2 protein-coding genes are annotated in these 1,927 nt (G+C 54.8%); one reads left to right on the forward strand and one right to left on the reverse strand.

Features of this window, described 5'->3' with window-relative positions:
* The coding region (locus DU506_RS21055) for an IS110 family RNA-guided transposase (RefSeq protein WP_114488777.1) at positions 1-835 on the reverse strand (835 nt) is incomplete at its 3' end.
* A 296-nt stretch (positions 836-1,131) separates the two neighbouring features.
* On the opposite strand from DU506_RS21055, the gene DU506_RS21060 reads away from it, so the two are divergent.
* A partial coding sequence (locus DU506_RS21060) for an RNA-guided endonuclease InsQ/TnpB family protein (RefSeq protein ID WP_147273810.1) occupies positions 1,132-1,927 on the forward strand: 796 nt, incomplete at its 3' end.

Below are 1,927 nucleotides of genomic sequence, written 5' to 3' on the forward strand. Positions count from 1 at the left end.
AGGCAATACGGACATTTTTGTTGGCGAGCGCAACGGCCGCCCTGTTTTTGCCAACACGACTGACTAAATCACGTAACCACCGACTTCTGGCATCTTGTTTATCGCCCAGGACACGAATGGCAGCGTGCCCCCCTCGTATAAGCGCGCATTTAAGGGATAGTTGCCCAGTGCGCCCAATGCCTCGCATAGTGGCTGAGCCGCCGCTACTATATTGCTTTGGCGTCAGGCCAATGTAGGCAGAGGCCTGACGGCCATTCTCGAAAGCTCGACCGTCACCTAACGCACTGTAAAGTTGCGTCGCTGATACTATGCCGATACCTTCAATGGCCATCAGTTGACGGCAGGGGGCGAACGCACGACTGACTTGCTCCACTTGTTGATCAAGATCCAGAAGGCGGTTGTTGAGTTGCTCCAGTTCTTCCATTTGCTCAGTCAGCAGCTGACGCATCAACATGGTCAGTTCATTTTCCGCATCTTCGACTGCCCGCCAAACGGCTTGGGTCAGTGATTTTTGTCCACGGCCACAAATAATGCCGTATTCCTGTAATAGACCATGCATCTGGTGGGTCAATTGAGTCCGTTGCTTGATACAGCGATCACGGATTCGATGCAGACTCTGGATGTCCTGTTGTTCTATTGCCTTGGTAGGCACGAAACGCATATCAGGGCGTAAACCAGCCTCGACAATCGCCAGCGCATCATTGGCATCCGTTTTATGTCCCTTGCGAAACGGGGTGACGAACTGGGGTGAAATCAGCCGACGACATGCCCTAACGCCTTTATTTGTCGTGCCCAATAATGTGAACCCCCGCATGCTTCCATAAAGACCCGGCATGGGGGCTGCTGACGCAGGAAGTCGGGCACTTCTCGTCGCTTCAATGCCTTGTTGACATGAACTTTCTGGTTGCGTGTATCAACGATGCACACTTGGAAAACCCGCTTTGCCAAATCAATTCCAATCGCTTTATGCTGATGCATGACGCTTCCCCTTTTTCCATTGATGCACGTAGTGACTATCCATGTAGCTCGATGAAGCTTTAGGAGGGGAGGAGTCCCTTTCATTGGGGATACAAGCGCGGCGTCCGAGAGGACGCCTTGTTTTCTTACGTAAATTATACTAAGCTGTAAGTCATGAAAGCCGAACGCGCCTACAAGTACCGATTCTACCCGACGCCCGAGCAGGAAATCCTGCTGGCGCGGACGTTTGGGTGCGTGCGGGTTGTCTGGAACGCGGTGCTGCGACATCGCACCGATGCGTTTTACGAGCGCAAAGAGAAAATCGGCTACAACGACGCCAGTGCGTTCCTGACTCAGTTGAAAAAACAGCCTGACACCGCGTTCCTGGCCGAGGTCAGTTCGGTGCCCTTGCAGCAATGCCTGCGCCATCAACAATCGGCCTTCAAGCACTTCTTTGCCAAGCGCGCACGATACCCGCGATTCAAGTCAAAGAAGCAGCGGCAGTCCGCCACCTTTGCCAGTTCGGCGTTTGCGTATCGCAACGGCCAGATCACGCTGGCCAAGTGCCAGGAACCCCTCAGCATCCGCTGGAGTCGCGTGCTTCCGTCAGCCCCCAGCACCGTTACCGTGTCCCAAGACCGCGCCGGTCGCTATTTCATTAGCTGCCTGTGCAAAGTGGACGCCGAATCACTGTCCATTACCCCCAAGATGGTGGGTATCGATCTCGGGCTGAAAGACCTATTCGTGACCAGTGACGGCAAGCGCGTCAATAACCCCCGCCATACGGCGCGTCACGCGCGCCAACTGGCGCGGGCGCAACGGCAACTGAGCCGTAAGCAAAAAGGCTCCAACAATCGGGCGAAAGCCAAGCAGAAAGTGGCCAGGCGCCACGCGAAAATCGCCGATGCCCGGCTTGACCACCTTCATAAACTCACCCGGCAGATCGTCAACGAGAACCAAGTGATCTGTG

Source organism: Vreelandella rituensis (genome assembly GCF_003336665.1).
GTDB classification, from domain to species: Bacteria; Pseudomonadota; Gammaproteobacteria; order Pseudomonadales; family Halomonadaceae; genus Vreelandella; species Vreelandella rituensis.